Source organism: Paenibacillus sp. FSL H7-0940, assembly GCF_037979415.1.
Lineage (GTDB): Bacteria > Bacillota > Bacilli > Paenibacillales > Paenibacillaceae > Paenibacillus > Paenibacillus amylolyticus.
This window is the reverse complement of record NZ_CP150280.1, coordinates 673,560-686,536: the sequence shown is the minus strand read 5'-3', so window position 1 is coordinate 686,536 and position 12,977 is coordinate 673,560. Positions and strand designations below refer to the sequence as shown.

At 47.7% G+C, this 12,977-nt stretch carries 14 protein-coding genes; all 14 read right to left on the bottom strand.

The genetic code is table 11. The annotated features are described in order from the left end of the window. Positions 1-70: 70 nt before the first annotated feature. On the bottom strand, positions 71-1,027 hold the full coding sequence (locus MHB71_RS02850) for an aminoglycoside phosphotransferase family protein (protein WP_340028813.1): 957 nt from the start codon (positions 1,025-1,027) through the stop codon (positions 71-73). Positions 1,028-1,248: 221 nt separating this feature from the next. Beyond that, complete coding sequence (locus MHB71_RS02845) at positions 1,249-2,019, bottom strand: class I SAM-dependent methyltransferase (protein ID WP_076254435.1); 771 nt, start codon at positions 2,017-2,019, stop codon at positions 1,249-1,251. Positions 2,020-2,338: 319 nt separating this feature from the next. Continuing rightward, a complete protein-coding gene (locus MHB71_RS02840) occupies positions 2,339-3,244 on the bottom strand; it encodes a S1-like domain-containing RNA-binding protein (RefSeq protein WP_036668546.1) in 906 nt (301 codons plus the stop codon). Next, positions 3,241-3,588: a ribosome silencing factor gene (rsfS, locus tag MHB71_RS02835; protein WP_036615136.1), complete on the bottom strand. Its 348-nt coding sequence runs from the start codon at positions 3,586-3,588 to the stop codon at positions 3,241-3,243. Before rsfS ends, MHB71_RS02840 begins: the two co-directional genes overlap by 4 nt. A gap of 17 nt (positions 3,589-3,605) precedes the next feature. Continuing rightward, a complete protein-coding gene (yqeK, locus tag MHB71_RS02830) occupies positions 3,606-4,172 on the bottom strand; it encodes a bis(5'-nucleosyl)-tetraphosphatase (symmetrical) YqeK (protein WP_076318845.1) in 567 nt (188 codons plus the stop codon). After that, positions 4,156-4,746: a nicotinate-nucleotide adenylyltransferase gene (locus MHB71_RS02825; protein WP_074095918.1), complete on the bottom strand. Its 591-nt coding sequence runs from the start codon at positions 4,744-4,746 to the stop codon at positions 4,156-4,158. The genes yqeK and MHB71_RS02825 overlap by 17 nt, the downstream gene beginning before the upstream one ends. Before the next feature lie 15 nt (positions 4,747-4,761). Beyond that, positions 4,762-5,055 (bottom strand): ribosome assembly RNA-binding protein YhbY, encoded by a 294-nt coding sequence (gene yhbY / locus MHB71_RS02820; protein WP_017687186.1) that lies wholly within the window; start codon positions 5,053-5,055, stop codon positions 4,762-4,764. 269 nt (positions 5,056-5,324) lie between these two features. Next, positions 5,325-6,194, bottom strand: coding sequence for a shikimate dehydrogenase (aroE, locus tag MHB71_RS02815; protein WP_340028812.1), 870 nt, complete (start codon positions 6,192-6,194; stop codon positions 5,325-5,327). Positions 6,195-6,236: 42 nt separating this feature from the next. Next, a complete protein-coding gene (yqeH, locus tag MHB71_RS02810) occupies positions 6,237-7,364 on the bottom strand; it encodes a ribosome biogenesis GTPase YqeH (protein WP_036615146.1) in 1,128 nt (375 codons plus the stop codon). Continuing rightward, positions 7,361-7,888 carry a YqeG family HAD IIIA-type phosphatase gene (locus MHB71_RS02805; RefSeq protein WP_036668542.1) on the bottom strand — a complete coding sequence of 176 codons (528 nt, stop codon included), beginning with the start codon at positions 7,886-7,888 and terminating at the stop codon, positions 7,361-7,363. Before MHB71_RS02805 ends, yqeH begins: the two co-directional genes overlap by 4 nt. 110 nt (positions 7,889-7,998) lie before the next feature. Further along, on the bottom strand, positions 7,999-10,212 hold the full coding sequence (locus MHB71_RS02800) for a transglutaminase domain-containing protein (RefSeq protein WP_340028811.1): 2,214 nt from the start codon (positions 10,210-10,212) through the stop codon (positions 7,999-8,001). Further along, positions 10,209-11,393: a DUF58 domain-containing protein gene (locus MHB71_RS02795; RefSeq protein ID WP_223200005.1), complete on the bottom strand. Its 1,185-nt coding sequence runs from the start codon at positions 11,391-11,393 to the stop codon at positions 10,209-10,211. Before MHB71_RS02795 ends, MHB71_RS02800 begins: the two co-directional genes overlap by 4 nt. 66 nt (positions 11,394-11,459) lie before the next feature. Beyond that, positions 11,460-12,416, bottom strand: coding sequence for a MoxR family ATPase (locus MHB71_RS02790; protein ID WP_036615157.1), 957 nt, complete (start codon positions 12,414-12,416; stop codon positions 11,460-11,462). A gap of 208 nt (positions 12,417-12,624) precedes the next feature. Then, positions 12,625-12,975 (bottom strand): stage V sporulation protein AE, encoded by a 351-nt coding sequence (spoVAE, locus tag MHB71_RS02785; protein ID WP_047843814.1) that lies wholly within the window; start codon positions 12,973-12,975, stop codon positions 12,625-12,627. Positions 12,976-12,977 lie beyond the last annotated feature (2 nt).

Here is a 12,977-nt window from a genome sequence, read left to right as displayed (position 1 = left end):
GTCAATATTACACGTTATAATCGCCATCTTGAAGTCCACGGTACGTACCGTTCATAACGCTGGTTGCTGTTCAGGATAACCGAAAACGCTCAATGCCTTCCTCCAGATTATGAATGGTCCAATTCACATGTTCCTGATTATCATATTGACGATAAGCGCACTCAATGCGCAGCACCAGATCAAAGTACAAGTCATAGAGACTTCTTCTTTTCAGCTCACTTTCAGTCGTAATCGCATGCCCATACCCTTTCACAAAACCGGGTGTATAGTTAAAATGGCTGAAATAATGCTCCATCAGAGGGTCTGCCCACAGTGAACGTTCAAAATCAATAATCGCTGTGATGCGACCCGCGTCCACTAGTACATTGCCATCCCACAGATCCCAACTCACAAGCACAGGTTCTTTGACATCGTCCAGTGCATTTGATTTTTCTTCAATCAGGCGTCTCAATTCAGGGTAATCGATCGAAATTGTAATCCCCGCTTCTTCACCGTCGGTAAGAATGTCATCCATCAGATTCATAAATGCCTCTTTCCATGTGGAATATCGCTGTTTTTGCTCCGAGAAATATCCAAACTTCTCGCCTTTGATTTCATTAATTCGACGATTGTACCGACCGAGCTGGTGTTCAATGGCCTCCTGCTCTTCCGCAGAATATTGATCCTTGACCTGATTATAGGGTGTTCCAGACATGTACTCCATGATAAAATAACGCGCTGAAGCCATAGTTAACGAATCATCATAAGCCAGCACTTGGGGTACGGGAACATCCTGTATCTCCGTGATGAGGCGTAGTACCTCAACTTCGGCAATCATGAGATCCTGTTCACAGCGCATCAGATTTGTCGAAGCTGACGGTGCAATTTTGAGTACCACTCGCTGTGCGTCACTCAGTGTAATGAGATATGCATGATTGGCCCAGCCATCCACCATTTCCTTGTAGTCCTGTATACTTGCAGAGAAATGCTGCTCTATTATGGCATTCAACTGTTCTGACGTAAGTCTTGTTTTATATGTACTTTCCATTTCTACACCTCACATTGACAATTGATTTATTTTCTCAGAAAACGCTTTCTATCCGACTATTATCGCCTCCTTTACTTTAACTGGCAATACTTTTTGTCACGTCGTTATGTCTTTTCTTGCATTCCTCTACCCTATTTAAGACTATTGCTATTCATTCTCCATAAAAAATCAAACAAAAAACTGCCCTTATGCACCATAAGGACAGTTCTCATTATTCGCTCTTACTTCACAGCCACGTAGAACAAGCGCTGTGCGCTGTCTCCAGCTTCTTTCCATTCAAAATCCGCATATACCTTCACGTCTCTAAAACCTGCCTTGGACAACTCAAGCTTCATCCAGTCCGGGTTATATGCACGCTGGACATGAACTTCTTCAAACCGCTGATACATATCCTTGCTACCATCATCCACACGCGAAAAAATACTGAGATGATGTTCGATCTCACAGCGATCCTGATCCAGATCACATGTCCAAATATACGACACGGAGCGCTCATCCAGTACAAAAGGCTGCTCTTCATCATAACGAATAAGGGTATTGGGATGATGCACATCAAACAGGAACGTTCCATCAGGCTTCAGCATCTCGTATGTCCGCTGGAATGTTCGAACGACATCTTCTTGTTCAAGCAAATAATTAACACAATCACAGAAAGATATCACCGAATCCACTGGTTCCGGAACTCGCCATTCCCGCATATCCTGCTGCACCCAACGGACACTGCCCTCGCGATACAAGCGATGACCCTGAGGCGTAGCCTCCATCTTGCTGCGCGCAACCGACAGCATATCTGATGAGAGGTCAATGCCTGTAACTTCGAAACCGGAGTTCACGAGCGGGATCGTAATGGAGCCCGTTCCACAGCCAAGTTCAGCGACACTTTTGGGCATTCCATGCTTTTCCCATGCTGTTCTTGCAAACCTTATCCAGTCCGGATAAGGCATATCTTCCATTAATTCATCATACACATAGGCAAATTTCCGGTAAGACATGTCAGGCACCGCACTTTCAATTTCATTTTCGAATTGATCTATATAAGTTGAACCAAAGAATATTTACACTGGACACTCCAATGACAGAACAACCTTCCGATCGCTGTTATCCCCAGATTTTTTTTATTCCTTTTATAAAGGTTTAAATCCGGGGATAAAGGCGAACGCTCCGCTTCTTCAGGTTCTTTCTGTCCTCTCCGTTTCGTGTAAATGTTTAGTTCAATTTATATAACAAAAGAAAAAGCAGGGGCATCCGGTGTTTACCCAGCCTATCCCTGCCTTATCCGAGTTCCATATTACAACTATTTAATCAGGAAGATTACTTATTTTCACTTTGATCCGCAGGAGCAGATTCGGACAGATACGTCCAGCTTTCCTTTTGGACCACCAATCCGTCTTTCATCAATTTGCCCAAGGCACGCTTGAAAGCAGACTTACTGATGCCAAAGCGCTGCTTGATGATATCCGGCGGAGTTGCATCCGAGTAAGGCATGCCGCCCATAGGACGTTCTTTCATGAAAGCGAGCAGCTTGTCTGCATCTTCGTTACGTCCAACTTGTTTGAGTTGAGTCATGGCCAGATTCACACGTCCGTCTTCACGTACCAGTGTCACCCGACATTTCACTTTCTCACCAAGACGCAGCATATGACTACGTTCGGATGAATGAATCATACCAATCGCGCCAAAGCCCAGTACACCGCCCTCTACAAGTACAAAAGTACCCATCTGCAGTGGCTTGTATACCGTCGCTTCAACCCACTCGTTTAACCATGAAGTTGGCGCATGGAAAGACAATGGTGAAAGCTCACGTTCCCCGGCCAATTTGGCACGCAGACGTCCCTGCTTGTCATGTTCCATGATTACAAAGACTTCATCCCCCACTTGAGGACGCAGTTCTTCCAATTCAGGCAATTCACGAATAGGAAGCAGCAATTGCCGTCCAAGGCCCATTTCCAGGAAACAGCCCAGTCGTGGGTGAACATCAGCCACAACCAGTCGTGCCATTTCGCCCAGCATGAGATAAGGCTTTTTCATCGTTACGGCCAGACGATCTTCTGTATCAAAGAATACAAATACCTCAAGCGTCTCACCAATTTTAATATCCCGTGTTAACTCGGTGTAGTGAAGCAGTACATCTTCCGATCCTGTCGTCAAAAAGAAGCCAAACGGAGACACTTCACGTGAAACCGGCAAAGAGACGACTGTTCCAGCAATCAAACTCATACAGTTTCCACCACTTTGGCATCAGACCATAGTCGTTCAATGTTGTAGTATTCACGCTCGTCACGGTGGAAGATATGAACAACAACATCGCCCATGTCCATCAATACCCAACGTGCGGAATCCATACCTTCGATACCTTTGATCGTCGCTCCGGCTGCATGAGCCTGTTTGCGAATTTCAGTGGCAATGGCTTGTACCTGTGTATCGGAATTCCCGTGACAAATAACAAAATAATCTGCCACCAGGGAAACATTAATCAGATCCAACGCTACAATGTTGGATGCCTTTTTGTCGTCAGCGGCAGCAACCGCCATATTCATAAGTTCTTTCGATGATACTGTCATGAACCAACCTCCATAATCTATAATTGTGCAATTAAGTCATTCCGCGAAAGCATGGTCAAAGGATAGATGACACGTCGTTGCGAGATCAGCAAGCTGATCGTCGAATCGAATCCGGCAATTAAACCTTCCTCCAGACTACGTTCAGCCTGTTCGCGAATGTGATCCACTCCCGGGAAATCCCGTCCCGGTTCAATGTAATCGGCAAGACATACCACTTTGTCCAGCAAGCTCATGCCTACCCGACCCGAGGTATGCCACCGGATGGCATTAATAACTTCGGAATCTTCCACACCGTAATCACGCTTGGCTACAAAAGCACCGACTTCGGAATGCCAGAGCTGCTTGTCATGTTGCAGAAGTTCCTGGTTTAATCCGTTATCACGGATGACCGCTTCCATCTCCGCTACGGGCCAGTACTTCGCCACATCATGCAATATCGCTGCCAGATCCGCTTTTACAGGATCAGCCCCGTATTTTTCAGCCAACATTACTGCCGATTCCATTACACCCAGTGTATGCTTCCAGCGTTTTTCCGGCATTTGTCCGGATACGGCTTGAATCAGTTCCTCACGGCTTAGTGCCATATAAACCGCTCCTTACAATGTATTGGTGCACCTCATCAGGAATCATGAAGCGTACCGAATGTCCTTTGGCCAGACGTCTGCGCACGGCTGTCGATGAAATATCGACCAAGGGCATCTCGGCCAGCAAGACCCGATCCTGTAACTCGTCTGGTAAATCATCCAGATGTAACTGGAAGCCCGGCCGACCAACTCCGATAAAGGTTAAGCGTTCGGCAAGTTCTTCAATCTGCTCCCATTTGGGAAGATAGTTCACCATATCCGCCCCGATAATGAAATAAAATTCATGTTCAGGATGGCGACGCCACAGTTCCTTCATCGTATCAATGGTATAAGACACTCCACCCAATTCCATCTCGATACCCAGCACCTCATATTGCTGCACACCCTTCACAGCCGCTTCCGTCATATCGAGACGTTGCTGTCCCGAAGCTCCGGCTCCGCGTTTGTGAGGTGGAACATGGGAAGGCATGAACCAGATCTCATCCAGTGCATGTGAATCCCTTGCCGCTTCAGCTGCCAGGAGGTGTCCCATGTGGATCGGATCAAACGTACCACCCATGATGCCGATCTTCACCTGCGTCACGCTCCCTTATCTAGGTAGTTCGATTTGTTTGTTATCGCGAGATTCTTTGTACAGGATGATTGTGTTACCGATGAGTTGTACAAGCTCACTTCCCGTTTCACGGGCAACTTCTTCTGCCATCTCTTTTCTGTCCTCGTCATTGTTGTTCAACACTTGCACTTTCATCAATTCGCGCTTCTCAATCGCATCTTCGATGTGACGGAACAGGTGCTCGTTGGTTCCACCTTTACCAATCTGAAATACAGGGGTCAGGTGATGTGCCTGTGACCGCAAAAAGCGCTTTTGTTTACCGTTTAACATGAATACTCCATACTCCTTATGTTGAGCAGGCCCTGATCGACAGCGCAAAAACTGTCCGGACCTGACCATTCAATTATTATTTTTCAATGGTAAAAATGATCACTGAGTACACAAGGTGACTCCGATTGCAGTACCATCTTCCGATCGCTGTTATCCCCAGATTTTTCTGATCCCTTTTCACAAAGGGAAAATTCGGTGATAAATGCGACCACTTCGTTTCTTCAGATTGGTTCTGCACTCGTCGTCTGCATGTACTCTTAATATCATTTTCACACTTTAAAACTGTTTAGTACAGCACGTCTCATCGTTTCCACAGGAGCGGGAATGCCGAGCCAATGTTCAAAGGCCACTGCGCCCTGATATACAAACATACCCAAACCACCGTGCACCGTGCATCCTCGCATCCGCGACTCTCGAAGCAGACGGGTCTCCAGCGGATTGTAGATCAGATCACTCACCGCTGCGCCTTCAAGGATCAGTGCAGGATCAACCGGTACGTCATCCACATGAGGATGCATTCCGGCAGCCGTTGTGTTAATCACGATATCAGCCGTAGCCAGTACCGTTGCAGCATCTTCCATGCCACTGCCCGAGATTTCTCCCAAGCCATGGCCCCGCAAGTCCGAAGCAAGTGCAATAGCCCTGTCCGCTGTACGGTTCAGAATGTGGATCTGCTCAGGCTTCTCCAGTGCAAGTGCATATATGACACCTCTCGCTGCTCCACCTGCTCCTAGTACAGCAATACGTTTACCCGCAAGCTCAGGCACAGCCTCTTCCTTCAGCGATCGGACATAACCAATACCATCCGTATTGTACCCTGTCAGTGTTCCACCTTCATTAACGATGGTATTCACCGCACCAATCAGGCGAGCACTTTCATCGATCACATCCAGATACTGCATCACCTGCTCTTTGTGCGGGATGGTGACATTGACACCACGATAGCCCAGTGCCACAATTCCCCGAACTGCCGCTTCCAGTTGATCCGGATGAACATGCAGTGGCATATACATTCCATTCACTCCTGCAGCCTGCAGAGCCGCATTGTGCATTGCCGGAGACTTGGAGTGAGCAATAGGATCACCCATAACACCAAGCAACACGGGAAGTGAAGAGTTGAATTTGTTCTGCTCAGACATAGGTCCGCCTCCGATCCATCTGATGTACAGCTTCTGAGATTACTAGATCAAGGATGGGCGGATCTGTACACGAATGCCTTTTGGAGCATGAACAGCAACAAGCGCTCCAATATCGCCATTAACCTTAATCCAGCCCAGACCCGAGATGAATACATCCGATTGACTGCCGCGTTTGATGCGGAATTCATGTCTGGTCCATTCAGCCATCTCTGCTGCATCCTCACGGGTTGGCGGAGACAACAATTCTCCCAGATGGTCGCGGTACAGATCATCTGCACGCTCCAGCTTCGTCCGGTGAATATCAAGCGCAGTGCTGATAAAACAAGTGAACGACTGGCGATCACCTTCCACAAAGTCAAATCGAGCCATGCCGCCAAAGAACAGCGTCTGACCGGAATTCAACTGATACACAGCCGGTTTAAGCGGTTTTTCCGGCATGATGGCAGCCAGATCCTTACGCGAAACAATCTCACTGAAACGCCATGGATACACGATTCCAGGCGTATCAATGATATATTTTCCATCATCCAGCGGAATGTTCACCATATCCAGCGTTGTTCCCGGATAACGGGATGTGGTCAGTTCCTGCTCCAGATCGCTGTAATCACGAATCAGACGGTTAATCAGTGTGGATTTACCCACATTGGTACCGCCTACCACGTACACGTCACGATCTTCGCGATACGTTCCTACAAGCTCAAGCAGTCGGTCGAAGCCCTGATTTTGCTTTGCACTGCACAAGACTACATCCACGGTACGCAAACCCTGTTCTTTGGCTTGCTTTTGTACCCAGTTGCGAATCTTGTTCCAGTTGGTTACTTTCGGAAGCAAGTCCGTTTTGTTCACAGCAAGCAATACCGGATTGTTGCCTACAAAACGTTGCAGACCAGAGATAATACTGCCATCAAAGTCAAACAAATCAACGATATGGATGACAAGTGCATCCTTATCCCCGATTTTGCTAAGCAGCGCCAGGAATTCGTCCTGATCCACCGTAACGGATGATGACTCATTGTAGTTTTTGATACGGAAACAGCGTTGGCATATAACCGGTTCACGATCCAATGCCTTCTCGGGGATAAACCCTGGTAATTCCGAATTTTCTGTTTGCAGATGCACGCCGCATCCGCTGCACCTTACGGCAAGGTTGCCGTTATGCGGTTCTGTCATTTCTTCTTTTCCTCCTCAAGCCATAAGCCTTTCTTGCGTAAACTCGTTAGAGCAATCCGTTCCACGCGTCGATTGAAGCGGGTCATAAAACCTTCGTCCCCAATGGAGATTGGCAGTACCAGAACGGTATATAACCCCATTCGGTTCCCTCCATAGACGTCCGTAAGCATCTGATCACCTACTACAATCGTTTTTTCAGGAGATAACTCCATCATTTTCATTGCTCTACGAAACGGTACATTCGATGGTTTGCGTGCACTATGCACAAACTGGATATCCAGCGGGGTCGCAAACAGGGATACACGATTCAAATTGTTATTGGACACAATCATTAGCTTGAAACCTGCCTCTTTCACACGTGCAAACCATTCAATCAGTTCGGGCGTAGCGTCAGGGGCTTTGGCTCCAACGAGTGTGTTATCCAGATCAGTTATAATTCCACGGTAGCCTTGAGCGTACAGCTCTTCCAGATTAATGTCAAAAACCGTGTCTACACGCAGCTTGGGCATTAACATTTTAAACAAAGAAGTCACCTCAGTTTCATACGACACACTATATCACAAATCCGTCTTTCCTGAAAATGCATACAGCGCCTGATGGCATAGGAAAAAAGGAAAAACGGGACGGGCAACAACTATGCCCGTTCCGCTTTCAGTTCCTTCCGCAGCTTCAAGGCGGTCTGATAGACGCCCTTCCAGTCGTCGGCAGTTACGGACGCCGGACTGTAACGAGTCTGTTCAAACTTCGTGAGAAGCTCATACAATGTTGCTTCTGCAGCAGGTTTTGCCTGGCTCCAGCGGGCTACCGATTCACGAAGTGTCTCGTCTCCGCTCCGGGTCAACCCTTTGCGTTTCACATACTGAATCCAACGCTCGGTCTCTGCCACTACCTTCTGTTCAGGGGTGAGCGGTCCACCTGTCCGTAGACGAAGCAGGAAGAATCGCATGGAGAAACGATTACGCCAGAACATGTATGCTACCCACAATACTATAATGGCTCCTGCAGCCCAGATAACAAAAGTTGGGATGGCAGACGAAGTCTGCTCAGGTGCAGGGGTCTGCTCTTCCTCTTGTACCGGCTCCTCTTCTGGCTCTTCTTCAGGCTCATCTACAGGTTGTACATCAGGCTGTTCCGTCAGCAGCGGCATATCAAAGCCCGGCGTTGCTTCAACAGGAATCCAGCCATACTCACCAAAATAAACCTCTGCCCAGGAGTGTGCATCTGCATTGGTAACGGTGTAGGTCGTCTCAATCTCCGCACCAGGTTGACGTGGGGCCTGCATGTCCGAATTCAGGGACAATTGTCCAGGCGCATAACCTTTAACCCACCTTGCAGGAATGCCCTCCGAGCGCGCCATCATCACCAGCGCAGTGGAGAAATAGTCACAGTAGCCTTCCATAATATCAAACAGGAAACCTTCCACAAAGTCGTTGCTTACTTTTCGAGATAAATCCGGATTGTTTGTGTATTCAAAATTAGTTTGTAAATAGTTTTGCAGTAATGCCACTTTTTCATACGGAGTATTCGCAGATGCCGTTATCTCGGCTGCCAGATTCGACACCCGGTCAGGGAAACGGGATGGTAACTGCAAGTACATATCATCTGCCGGATTACTGTTATACAGATCTTCAAATGACTTCGTACGGAGCTCATCTTCCACAATCACAGGGGCTTCCGATACGATAGTATACGTCTTGGGATACTGTGGTTGCTGACGGTCTGTCACCACATGCAGTTCAGCCTGTTCAGCATTCCACAACATCCGTTCCGTTCTGTCCTCACCATTAATCGAGCTCACTTCCGAGATCGAATAAGCACCAAAGAGAATCGGATAGACATTATCATTCAGCATCGTTACATTCTGAGTCACTTGTTTGGTATTCACATTACCGGATTCTTGGTTCTCCAGAGGCTGTCCGGCTTGAACATTCTCTGTCGTACCCCGTCCACGGTCATCCCAACCTGTGCCTGTATACTCTGCACGTGTCTCACCGCGCCAGTAACTACGCTCATTGGTCGTGACAGACATGACAGGGGTATAGTCGAAGTTGAATCCTCCACCAAGCTGATTGTCTTCCCTGCTGTATCCCGATTCGGTAGCCGCGGGAATATCAAGGTTTCCGTTACCAGCCTGACTTGTGGAAGTTCCGGTATAGTTACGCCATGCCGTATATGGGTCCGTCAAGGTGGGGGGAATCTCAGGCATATTAACGCTGGCTACAATAATCAAAGAAAAGATAATGGCAATATTGGCCAGGACTTTATAAGGATACCGGATGATTCGTTTCCAACCTTGTGGATACTGTAGCTGATAGTTACGGAAATGCTGACATACGAGCCATCCCATCCCCGCAAACATCACCCACGCGATTTCAATCCAGAGTGGAATCTGAGTGAAAGAATCGAGAATCCCCATCGAAATGATGTTAACACCCAAAAAAACAAGAATGCGACGTGTGGTGGTCACGAGTCGAAGCGCAGCTTCAAGCATCACCCATGCACACAGGGAGAACCAGATGTACGGCGTCATGTGTAATATGAATTGCTCCGCTCGGTCCGTTAAAGAGCCATAAGGGATGTATACCGTATAATCAATTAGCGTTTTATGCAAAATGTAACCAACAACGACCGCCTTGATGATCGCCCGATAGATCGTTTTGAAGGGCAGAATGACCTCCAGCACACTGACCGCTGCAAGTGTCCATAACACCAGAGAAGTTGTCTCCGTGTACCACGATTCCTGCGTAAATGAAATCCACTGCATTCCAATCAGGAAAATCCAGAGCAATGACGCTGCATGATACCAGGATCGTTTGCCTGTAACACTTTCATTTCCTTTTGTACTCATACAGAACCTCCCCCCATCACCGTTGGAAGCTCCTGCAAGTGAGAAACAGTGAATGACCTCGTGCCTCTTCCACGCAACATGGCATTCCACTCGGCACTCCGGCGGGATTCACTGGTATCGATCAGAATATGACATGGAGTCATACCCCGCGTATCGGCCCAGCGCAACAGTTCCATTATTTTTTCATCCTTCTGGGGAGAAATCACAACAAAGTAAGCTCCCTGAGGCAGTTGACGTGCGATTCTTTCCACGCCGGGCAACAAATGGGTATCCTGACCGTTATATTGAATATCCACCAGATGATGCATCATCTTCTGTCGTTCCATCAGACTTTCACTGGGGGCCATGAAGGATGTCTGGTCTGACAATGTCAACAACCCCATCCCCATTCGTTCCCTGACACCATACTCCAGCAGAGAAGCAGCCGTGGAAACGGCAATTTCAAATGCATCCCCATGTTCATAACTTGATGCCAGCGCATCCAAAACCAGAACGGTTTTGGGCACAGACTCATGTTCAAACTCCTTGGACTTCCAGTTCCCTGTCTTTGCCGTTGCATTCCAGTGAATGCGGGAAAGTCGATCTCCGTATACGTAGTCACGTACACCATTGATCTGAGTGGTCTCTCTCCGTGAGCGGGTTAACGCCGTCTGAGGACCGGATAACCGTGATTTGCGGTCGTAAAGCTGCCAATATGGAATAAATACCGTTCTTGGCAGTACGCGAAACTCACCTTTGGCCTTAAACTTTCCTCGATGTTCAATCAGTCCAAATATGTCCTCGCTGGCACATTCCGTTTCTGAAAAAACATACTTCCCCCGCTCAAGTGGCGGCGTCTGGAATGACAGTTCCCCATTACCTCGCATATTGGGAATCAAACTTTCCTTGAACGACCACGATTCTCCGTTATGCCGATGCAGCATTTCACGCACAACAACATAGGGAAGCGGGAGGAATCCCGGAATCGTCAGACTCAGCTGTACTTGAACCTGGTCACCCGCATGCAGCAATTCTTCGTGGTCTGGACCAGAAGATAACCTACGAACTCCTTGAGCACGTCTTACCCCGCTAAATCCAGCAATGGCAAGGTATACACAGAGCAGGGTCACCATCGACAGCAACATAAGGGATGTCTTCCCGCCCTGAAACAAAACATAAGCCAGACAGCACATCCACACCATTGCGATGCTCCATACGCGTGGGTGGCGTAACCCTCTATTCACTGTTCTCAAAAGCGGCTTCATGAACTATTGCCCCATGGAGACGGGCACGCGTACTTGCTGGAGTACGGCATTCAAAACGGCCTCGGAACTCATACTGTCCAGTCTCGATTCGGGACGAAGCACAATACGATGAGAGATCACATAAGGGGCCATCGTTTTCACATCATCCGGAAGCACATAATCACGTTCCTGCAAGAATGCAAAGGCTTTTACGGCCATCATGAACGATATGGCTGCCCGTGGGCTGGCACCCAGCAAAACAGATGGGTGGGAGCGAGTTTGACGAACAACATCAAGCAAATAGTCCATAACCGGATCACCGATAAAGACCTCTTTAATCTCCTGCTGAATTGCCGAGATCTGGTCCATATGAGTCACGGATTCAAGGCGATCTACAGGCTGACCGAGCTGATGCTGTTTCAATAGGATTTTCTCAATTTCCTTATCGGGATAACCTAGACTTATTTTCAACATAAACCGGTCGAGTTGTGCTTCCGGCAACGTATACGTACCTTCAAAATCAATCGGATTCTGAGTTGCACAGAGCATGAATGGATGTGGCAGATCATACGTATCGCCATCAACGGTTACGCTGCGCTCCTCCATCACTTCGAGCAGAGCCGATTGAGTTTTTGTTGTGGCCCGGTTAATCTCATCAGCTAGCAAAATGTTGGTCATCACAGGACCTGGCCGGAAATAAAAACGTTCATCCTTCGGATGAAACACAGATACGCCCGTAATATCACTAGGTAAAATATCAGGATTACATTGAATACGTCGGTACTCACCGCGCATGGATTTCGATAATGCCTTGATTAACTGCGTTTTGCCAGTTCCCGGTACGTCTTCAATCAGAACGTGCCCGCCTGCAAGCAAAGCTGTAAGTAAAAGTTGAATTTCAAAGGATTTCCCCATAATGCAGGATTCCAGATTAGAACGAACTGCGGATATGATTTGGATCGACTCTTTGCGCACAGGCATGTGGTCTAACCTCCTAAAAAAGCATACAGATTTCCTTTTATTGTACATGATCCAGAGTCACGAGTACACTCGAAGGAACTCACAATTTGTTTCCAGCCCGTCAGATTCACCGCAGTTCACGCATGAATACGACAAAAAAGCCCCGGATAAAAGTTATCCGAAGCCTCTGTTGAATCGCAATATGTTCAAGGAGATTTCTCATTCTATGTTAGCCTTTTGGTCTAACCACCAATGCCGCGAGAAAAGAAAAGATGATCGCTGACGATATTCCCGCCGCAGTCAGATCAAAAATCCCTGTAATCACACCCAGCCATCCCTCTTTTTCCAACTCCGTCAATGCCCCGTGCACTAAGGAATTACCGAAACTTGTGATGGGGATGGTAGCACCCGCACCTGCAAATTTAACCAAGGGGTCATACACGCCAAATGCATCCGCAAGCGCACCTGTCACAACAAGTGTACTCATGGTATGAGCTGGCGTCAGTTTAACCCCATCCATTAGAAGCTGTCCGACAACACAGATTAAACCGCCAACGATAAATGCCCACAAGAACTGCATTA

Excerpts from the sequence above, each read along its gene's own strand:
- rsfS (WP_036615136.1), bottom strand. The coding sequence starts at position 3,588 with ATGACAGTATCATCGAAAGAACTTATGAATATGGCGGTTGCTGCCGCT.
- yqeK (WP_076318845.1), bottom strand. The coding sequence starts at position 4,172 with ATGGCACTAAGCCGTGAGGAACTGATTCAAGCCGTATCCGGACAAATG.
- MHB71_RS02840 (WP_036668546.1), bottom strand. The coding sequence starts at position 3,244 with ATGAGTTTGATTGCTGGAACAGTCGTCTCTTTGCCGGTTTCACGTGAA.
- yqeH (WP_036615146.1), bottom strand. The coding sequence starts at position 7,364 with ATGACAGAACCGCATAACGGCAACCTTGCCGTAAGGTGCAGCGGATGC.
- aroE (WP_340028812.1), bottom strand. The coding sequence starts at position 6,194 with ATGTCTGAGCAGAACAAATTCAACTCTTCACTTCCCGTGTTGCTTGGT.
- MHB71_RS02800 (WP_340028811.1), bottom strand. The coding sequence starts at position 10,212 with ATGAGTACAAAAGGAAATGAAAGTGTTACAGGCAAACGATCCTGGTAT.
- MHB71_RS02795 (WP_223200005.1), bottom strand. The coding sequence starts at position 11,393 with ATGGTGTGGATGTGCTGTCTGGCTTATGTTTTGTTTCAGGGCGGGAAG.
- spoVAE (WP_047843814.1), bottom strand. The coding sequence starts at position 12,975 with ATGCAGTTCTTGTGGGCATTTATCGTTGGCGGTTTAATCTGTGTTGTC.
- MHB71_RS02845 (WP_076254435.1), bottom strand. The coding sequence starts at position 2,019 with ATGTCTTACCGGAAATTTGCCTATGTGTATGATGAATTAATGGAAGAT.
- yhbY (WP_017687186.1), bottom strand. The coding sequence starts at position 5,055 with ATGTTAAACGGTAAACAAAAGCGCTTTTTGCGGTCACAGGCACATCAC.
- MHB71_RS02850 (WP_340028813.1), bottom strand. The coding sequence starts at position 1,027 with ATGGAAAGTACATATAAAACAAGACTTACGTCAGAACAGTTGAATGCC.
- MHB71_RS02790 (WP_036615157.1), bottom strand. The coding sequence starts at position 12,416 with ATGCCTGTGCGCAAAGAGTCGATCCAAATCATATCCGCAGTTCGTTCT.